This is a genomic window from Streptomyces sp. NPDC033136, from assembly GCF_055578235.1.
In genome coordinates this window covers 163182-170547 of record NZ_JBVIPD010000018.1, presented here as the reverse complement: position 1 = coordinate 170547, position 7366 = coordinate 163182, and the positions used below count along the sequence as shown (strand labels likewise).

The 7366-nt window shown below is 72.5% G+C and carries 6 protein-coding genes; 4 read left to right on the top strand and 2 right to left on the bottom strand.

From position 1 onward, the window contains the following. Positions 1–195: 195 nt before the first annotated feature. Positions 196–1995 (bottom strand): S8 family peptidase, encoded by a 1800-nt coding sequence (locus tag ACZ5TL_RS28575; protein WP_468593345.1) that lies wholly within the window; start codon positions 1993–1995, stop codon positions 196–198. Positions 1996–2353: 358 nt separating this feature from the next. On the opposite strand from ACZ5TL_RS28575, the gene ACZ5TL_RS28570 reads away from it, so the two are divergent. Beyond that, positions 2354–3286 (top strand): lytic polysaccharide monooxygenase, encoded by a 933-nt coding sequence (locus ACZ5TL_RS28570; RefSeq protein WP_468593344.1) that lies wholly within the window; start codon positions 2354–2356, stop codon positions 3284–3286. 18 nt (positions 3287–3304) lie between these two features. Here ACZ5TL_RS28570 and ACZ5TL_RS28565 read toward each other — a convergent pair whose 3' ends face one another. After that, the gene (locus ACZ5TL_RS28565; protein WP_468593343.1) at positions 3305–3946 is read right to left on the bottom strand and encodes a Tat pathway signal sequence domain protein; all 642 of its coding nucleotides are present in this window, start codon (positions 3944–3946) and stop codon (positions 3305–3307) included. Between the two features lie 687 nt (positions 3947–4633). On the opposite strand from ACZ5TL_RS28565, the gene ACZ5TL_RS28560 reads away from it, so the two are divergent. From ACZ5TL_RS28560 to ACZ5TL_RS28550, 3 genes are all read left to right on the top strand, one after another. Further along, complete coding sequence (locus ACZ5TL_RS28560) at positions 4634–5305, top strand: DUF6230 family protein (protein ID WP_468593341.1); 672 nt, start codon at positions 4634–4636, stop codon at positions 5303–5305. Beyond that, the gene (locus ACZ5TL_RS28555; protein WP_468593340.1) at positions 5305–5751 is read left to right on the top strand and encodes a DUF6114 domain-containing protein; all 447 of its coding nucleotides are present in this window, start codon (positions 5305–5307) and stop codon (positions 5749–5751) included. Before ACZ5TL_RS28560 ends, ACZ5TL_RS28555 begins: the two co-directional genes overlap by 1 nt. Before the next feature lie 547 nt (positions 5752–6298). After that, positions 6299–7309 carry a substrate-binding domain-containing protein gene (locus ACZ5TL_RS28550; protein WP_468593338.1) on the top strand — a complete coding sequence of 337 codons (1011 nt, stop codon included), beginning with the start codon at positions 6299–6301 and terminating at the stop codon, positions 7307–7309. Positions 7310–7366: the final 57 nt, after the last annotated feature.

Sequence of the window (7366 nt, the reverse complement as noted above, 5' to 3'; positions counted from 1 at the left end):
CCCCCCCCCCCCCCCCCCCCCCCCCTCCCCCCCCCCCCCCCCCCCCCCCCCCCCCCCCCCCCCCCCCCCCCCCCCCCCCCCCCCCCCCCCCCCCCCCCCCCCCCCCCCCCCCCCCCCCCCCCCCCCCCCCCCCCCCCCCCCCCCCCCCGCTCGTGGCCCGCTCCGTTCAGTGTCCTCGTCCGAGGACCGACGGGATCAGAAGGTCAGCTTCCAGCTGTTGAGCGTCCCCGTGTCCTGCGCCGCGGTGTCCTGGACGCGCAGCTTCCAGGTGCCGTTGGCACTCTCGCTGGAGGCGTTCACCGTGTAGGTGGTGTTCACGTTGTCCGCGGAGTCCGAGGAGGCGGACTTCAGGCGGTACGCCGTACCGTCCGGGGCCACCAGGTCGATGACCAGGTCGCCGCGGTAGGTGTGGGTGATGTTCACGCCGACCTGCAGGGCCGACGGGGCGCTGCCGCTGCGGCCGGTGACGCTGATCGGCGACTCGATCGCCGCGCCCCTGTCCGGGATGGCGACGGCGGTGGTGCTGGAGAAGGTCGTGCCGGTGGACGAACCGCCCTTGACGGCCTGGACCGTCTTGGCGGCGTCCGCCAGGCCCGCGCCGCAGCCGCCGGAGCAGCTGCCGGGCAGGGTACGGGCGTTGGTCTTGATGGCCGACTCGATCTGCGCCGGGGTGAGGGCGGAGTTGGCCGACTTCATCAGGGCGGCGAGGCCCGCGACGTGCGGGGCGGCCATGCTGGTGCCCTGGTAGTGGCGGTAGTTCTCGCTCGACGGCGTCCTGGTGCCGGAGTTCAGCGTGGACAGGATGCCGTTGGCGGTGGAGGACCGGGTCTCGCCGCCGGGGGCCGCGATGTCGACGGCCGAGCCGTAGTTGGAGTAGGAGGCCCGGCTGCCCGCGCGGTTGGTCGCGGCGACGGTGATGACGTTGTTGCAGTTCGCCGGGGAGGAGTTGGCGGCGTTCTGGTTCTCGTTGCCGGCCGCGACGACGACCGAGGTGCCGCGGTTGACGGCGCCGTTGATGGCGCTCTGCGTGGCGGTGGAGCAGGCCCCGCCGCCGCCGAGGCTCATGTTGATGACCTTGGCGACGTTGGTGTTGGCGGGCACGCCGGAGACGCTGCCGCCGGACGCCCAGGTGATGGCGTCGATGATGTCGGAGTCGTAGCCGCCGCACTTGCCGAGGACACGGACCGGGGAGATCTTCGCGCCGTAGGCGATACCGGCGACACCCTTGCCGTTGTTGGTGGCGGCGGCGATGGTGCCGGCCACGTGGGTGCCGTGCCAGGAGGAGTCGGACGCGGGGATGCCCGGGCCGCACTCGTTGGCGTTGTACCAGTCGCCCGGGTCGGCCGGGTTGCTGTCTCGGCCGTTGCCGTCGACGGCGACGGCGGGGTCGGAGATGAAGTCGTATCCGCCGACGATGTTCGCGGCCAGGTCGGAGTGGGCGACGTAGCCGGTGTCGATCACCGCGACGGTGACGCCGCTGCCGGTGGTGGTGTCCCAGGCGGCCGGGACGTTCATGCCCGCGGTGGACTCGAACAGGTCCCACTGCTTGCTGTACTCGGTGTCGTTCGGGGTGACGGCCGTCGGCTTGTTCAGGCGGTCCGGAACGACGTAGGCGACCTGCGGGTCGGCCTCGTACTGGGCGACGACGTCGGCGACGGACGCCCGGGTGGGGTCGGTGCCCAGCTCGACCAGGGCGGCGCCGGTGCCGAGGCGGCGCTGGAAGTCGATCTCCTCGCCCGTCTTCTCGGCCTTGGACGCGGCGTCGGCGGCAGCGGCCTTGTCGGACCTGGCCTCGCTCGCGCCGGACTTGTAGCCGACGATGAGACGCTCGGCCGGGGCGCCGGGGGCGGCCTCGGTCTGGGCGGCCGGGACGGCGGCCGGGCCGGTGGCGGACTCCTGGGCGACGGCGACCGAGGCGGGGGCTGCGGTCAGCAGGGCTGCGGAGACGGCGGCGACGGATATCAGCTTCCGTCTGAGCGTTGGGGAGGTACGCACAGTCTGCCTTTCGTGGCCGGACTCCGGGCTGAGCGGAGCGGCGGTGGGGTCGCTTCGTCGTCGAAGCGGAGGGGGGTATTTCGAAAAGCGAAGAACGACGCGGTGGCCGGCCAGGCGCGAGACAGAAGCGGACCGTTCGGGGTTACCTGTGGGTCAGCTGTGCTCGAACGATAGGCAAAGGGCAGGTCACGGGGATACGGGGGAAACCCTCGATCTGGCTGGGAACCGACCCTCTATGACGGGCCGTTGAGCGCGAATGGCCCCTTTTCGAACAGGTCGTGGGGAGGTGAACACGCCCGGCCGGTTTCCCGTACTTCACTGTCGAACGTCGCCGCCCCGGCCGAGGAGACGCAGCCGCATGTCCCGTACGACCGCACACCGCGCCGCGCTCGCTGCCGCCCTCGCGACCCCGCTGCTGCTGCCGCTGTGGGCGGCGGGACCGGCACGGGCGCACGGGGCGCCGACGGATCCGGTGAGCCGGGTGGTGGCCTGCTCTCCCGAGGGCGGCGAACGGGCCGGCTCGGCGGCGTGCCGTGCGGCGGTCGCCGCGAACGGCGCGCCCTTCACGGCATGGGACAACCTGCGGGTGGCGAACGTCGACGGCCGGGACCGGGAGGTCGTTCCCGACGGGAAGCTGTGCAGCGGAGGCCTGCCCGCCTACCGGGGCCTCGACCTCGCCCGCGCCGACTGGCCGTCGACCCGGGTGACGCCCGGCGCGACACTGGCCATGCGGTACGTCTCGACGATCCCGCACACCGGCACCTTCCGGATGTACCTGACCAGGCCCGGCTACGACGCGACCGGGCCGCTGTCCTGGTCCGACCTGCCCGGGGAGCCGTTCGCGGAGGTGACAAACCCGGCCCTGACGGACGGCGCGTACCGCATGAAGGTGACCCTGCCGTCCGACCGGGCCGGGCGGCACGTGCTGTACACGGTGTGGCAGAACAGCAGTACGCCGGACACGTACTACTCGTGCTCGGACGTGGTGTTCCCGGAGAAGAAGAAGCAGCCGGAGCAGCAACCGCGGCCGGAGAGGACGCGGCAGCCGGAGAAGAGCGAGAAGGCGGCTGCCCCGAGATCCGCCGCCCCGCAGCAGGCTGAGGAGCCGGAGCAGCCGCAACAGCAGGAGCGGCAACAGGAGCCGGAGCGACCGCAGGGCGACCGCACCCCGCTGGCCTCCACCTCGGCTCCCGCCTCCGGTCCGTCGGCTCCCGCGCTCGCGGGCGGCGCCGCCGCGGTGCTGTTGCTCACCGGCGGCGCCGCCCTGGCCGTACGGCTACGGCGACGCTGAACTACTTCTCTGAGTCGCTCAGTTGACGTTGACCGCGACTCCGCCCTTCGTCACCGGGGCGTACTTGGCGGTGAAGAAGGCGCTGGAGAAGCACAGGGACGAGCCGGACGTCTTGGTGAACTGCTGGTTGCTGAAGGCGATGCTGTTGTCGGTGTTGCTCACCGTGCCGGTCAGGCCGGGGGCCTGGTAGACGCAGGTGATCGTGCCGAGCAGGGTGCGCAGCTTGACCGTGGACTGGACGGCGGAGCCCGCGGCCGGGGTCACGGAGACGGTGCCGTCGGAGGACACGCTCGTGGTGTACGGCAGGTTGTCGACGGTGATGCCGCTGACGCCGAGCACCCCGACGACGTTGGCGGTGCAGCCGCTGGTGTCGAAGCTGTGCGAGGTCAGGGTCTCGGTGGCGGTGCCGGGCGCGGCCGGGTTGTCGGTGACGGTGGCGGCGAACGCCGACGAGGTGCACGAGATGCCGCTGGTGCCGGTCGCGCTGGAGTAGAAGGTGGCGGCGGTGCCGCTCGCCAGGGACGCGTCGAGGACGTCGCCGACCGCGACGGCCGCGCCGTCGGTCGTAGTCAGGACCGGCGTGTCGGCCGCGGAGGCCGGGGCGGTGAGGCCGAGGGCGGCGACGGCGGCGGTGAGCGTGAGGAGGGTGCGTGTACGCATGCGGGTGTACCTCTTTCACTGACGGGGGGGGTGAGGGGTGGGGGGTGGAGGGGAGCGCCGGGCGTCCCCCGTTGCCGGCCCGTGACGCCTTCTCCGTACGTGACGGGCCGGCAACGGCACCGGTGACCGGGCAGAGGCACACGGGAGGACCTCCGGCCGGGCCGGGCGGGGGGTGGCTGGTGGCACGGATCCGGGGGAAGCGAGCGTGCCGGGGAAGGGGGACTCGGGCGGGGGAAAGCCCGTGCGGACGCACCGGACGGCGAACTGCCCGTACGGGACGGGCCGGGGGCCGGGACACGCGGACGGTGCCGCGCGGCGGATCAGGCTCCACAGATCCGGTTCCACGGATCCGGCACCACGGATCCGGCGCCACGGACCCGGTGGGACGAGGAGAGTTGTAGACCTGGCGGTCCGTCAACGTCAAGGCCTTGCAGGAGAGTTGTGTCGCCGGTGAGGGTTCCGGGTGGGCGGTGACTCACCTGCGGCACACAACCGGCACTCTTCGTTCACACTTCCCTTGACCCTTCATGTAACCCCCGGTAACTTCCGAGTCGGCTACTGCGGCGTAACGAGAAAGCCCTTGCATCCGCCGGGAGTTGCGGGGAGACGTACGTACGCGGTCGGTGTCCGCGCCAGGGCAACGTGCCACCGAAGTCCGATCCGCACCGACACGCACCTGGAGCAGACATGACCTCCTCCGCCGAGCACACTCCCGAAAGACCGGACGGCGCCGCCGCCCCGGACGCCGGTGACACCCCCGCGCGTCGCGGGCGGGTCCGGGCGCGCCGGGCCGCGGTGATGGCGGTGCCGGCCGCCGCGGTCGCCGCCGGCCTCGCGATCCTCACCGCCGAGGGGGCACTGGGTGTGCAGTTCGCCATCTCCGGCATGCCCTTCACGGTCACCGCGACCGAGCTGAACGGCACCGGCTTCGCACAGTTCGGTGGTCTGGACGAGATGGCCGAGGACAGCCCGAACGCGGGCGAAACCGGCGGTCAGGTACTGGTCGTCACGTCCGTGATCAAGAACGCGACGCTCACCAAGCTGTGCCAGAGCGTGGACCTCGGCGGCACGAACCTGGTCATCAGAGCGGGCGGCGGCGCGAAGAAGGTCTCCGCCAGCGATCTGACGACCGACTCGACCGACCTGTCCGGCGACGCCGCGTTCACCAACATCGAGATCGGCAACGACGCCAGCACGCTCAACAAGGCCGGGCCGCTGGGCCGGGGACCCAAGGGCGTGTTCAGCCAGCAGTCCGACACCGTGCGCATCGCCAACCTGCGGCAGACCAACTACGCCACGACCGCCGGTGTGTTCAAGCTGCCGGGGCTGAAACTGGGCTTCAGCGGGTCAGGTTGCTGATGCCCGGCGGTTCACGCGGGACGTTCCGGCCCGCCTTCCGCCGGTGGCGGGCCGGCCGTCCGTTCTGGGGCGGGTTGCTGCTCGCCCTGGGCGGGGCGGAGGTCCTGCTCACCCTGAAGGCGTCGCTGGACGTCATCCTGCACGTCGGGATGCAGGGCCTGGCCGGCTATCTGCTCCCCGTGGTGATGCTGCTGTGCGGGCTGCTGATCCTCTTCAACCCCGCCCAGCGCCTGTTCTACTCGGTCATCGGGGTGCTGGTCTCCCTGGGCACCTGGCTGACCTCCAACCTGGGCGGCTTCTTCGTCGGGATGCTCCTGGGCGTGGTCGGCAGCTGCCTCACCTTCGGCTGGCTCCCCAACCAGGAACCCCGCGTCAGCCGCCGGCAGCGCCGGAAGGAGGCCCGGGCGGCGAAAGCGGTGTCCCCGGCGCCGGTGCGGCAGCCCTGAGAGTCATCGGCGGGCACGGCCGGCAGGGCCTGCCCCCGGGCGCCGAGATCACGGCACCCCCTCCAGCCGAATCGAGGCCGGCAGCGCGAAGGCCGCGGCCGCCCGGGCGCGCACGCCGGCGGACGGGTCCTCGAGACCACGGCCGGCCGCCGCCACCGTCACCTTTCCGCCGTCCGAGTCGCCCTGTTGTGGGCCGGGCCATTCGCGGGGCCCGGCCCGGTGCAACCCGGCGTCGCGCAGGCCCGAGGGGGGCGGCCGAACCGCTTGGACGGTACGGAAAGCGGAGGTGGGGGCATCCGCGACGAGGACCTCGCGCCGTACGGGGCGGTGGGGCGCGAGCCGTAACCGGAACCCACTGTTCGGCTAGTCGAACAGATCATCACGATGCGGCAGCGTCAACTCACGGCATGTGGCCGTTCACTTGACGACCGGTGGTCACACACGGTTGGCTCCGGGCCAGCGAGAGCCATCCGGTCGGCGCACACCCTGCGGCCCCGCCTGCGCTCTCACCCTGCTCTTGCTCGGCGCACAGCGAGGTCCGCTCCTCATGAACACTCCTCCCCCGTCGCACACCTCCCCGAGGCTCAGCCGGGCCGCGGCCCTGGCCGCCGCCGTGGGTCTGCTGGTGTCCGGCTGCTCCGCCCTCGGGGCGGCCGACGACGGACCGGACGGGGACGCGGCGGGCGGGTCCGGCGGCGGGATGAAGGTCGCCCTGGTCACGCACGGCGGCAAGGGCGACGCCTTCTGGGACCTGGTGCGCAGGGGCGCCGAGGCGGCGGCCGCCAAGGACGACATCGACCTGACGTACGCCAGCGACGCCGACCCGGCCGCCCAGGCCGATCTGGTGCGGGACGCCGTCCGTGACGAGGTCGACGGCATCGCGGTGACCCTGGCCAAACCGGCGGCGATGCGGGGCCCGGTCGCCCAGGCCAAGGCGGCCGGCATCCCCGTGGTCGGCCTCAACTCCGGCATCGACGCCTGGCGGCCGACCGGCCTCCTGGAGTACTTCGGCCAGGACGAGTCCGTGGCCGGCCGGGCCGTCGGAGACAAGCTGGACGAAGCCAAGGCCAAACACGCGCTGTGCGTCGTGCACGAGCGGGGCAACGTCGCGCTGGAGGCCCGCTGCGCCGGCGTGAAGAAGACGTTCGACGGCGACACCGACAACCTGTACGTGGACGGCACCGACATGGACGCGGTGACCGCCACGATCGCGTCCCGGCTGCGGCAGGACTCCAGCATCGACGAGGTCGTCACCCTGGGCGCCCAGTACGGGCTCAGCGCGGTCAAGGCCGTCGAGCAGGCCGGCAGCAGGGCCGAGGTCGCCACCTTCGACCTCAACAAGGACCTGGTCAAGGCGGTCCGGGGCGGCGAGGTGCGGTTCGCCGTGGACCAGCAGCCGTACCTGCAGGGCTACCTCGCGGTGGACGCCCTGTGGCTGTACCGGACCAACGGCAACATCAGCGGCGGCGGGACGGCTCCGGTCCTCACCGGTCCCGCGTTCGTGACCAGGTCGAACGTGTCCGCCGTGGCACGGTTCGCCGCCGCCGGGACCCGGTGACCGGGCTCTTCCTGTGAGGGTGTCGCCAAAGATTCGGTCAGGCCCGGCCTCTACGTC

Coding starts and splice junctions, on each gene's coding strand:
- ACZ5TL_RS28570 (WP_468593344.1), top strand. CDS start 2,354: ATGTCCCGTACGACCGCACACCGCGCCGCGCTCGCTGCCGCCCTCGCG.
- ACZ5TL_RS28565 (WP_468593343.1), bottom strand. CDS start 3,946: ATGCGTACACGCACCCTCCTCACGCTCACCGCCGCCGTCGCCGCCCTC.
- ACZ5TL_RS28560 (WP_468593341.1), top strand. CDS start 4,634: ATGACCTCCTCCGCCGAGCACACTCCCGAAAGACCGGACGGCGCCGCC.
- ACZ5TL_RS28555 (WP_468593340.1), top strand. CDS start 5,305: ATGCCCGGCGGTTCACGCGGGACGTTCCGGCCCGCCTTCCGCCGGTGG.
- ACZ5TL_RS28550 (WP_468593338.1), top strand. CDS start 6,299: ATGAACACTCCTCCCCCGTCGCACACCTCCCCGAGGCTCAGCCGGGCC.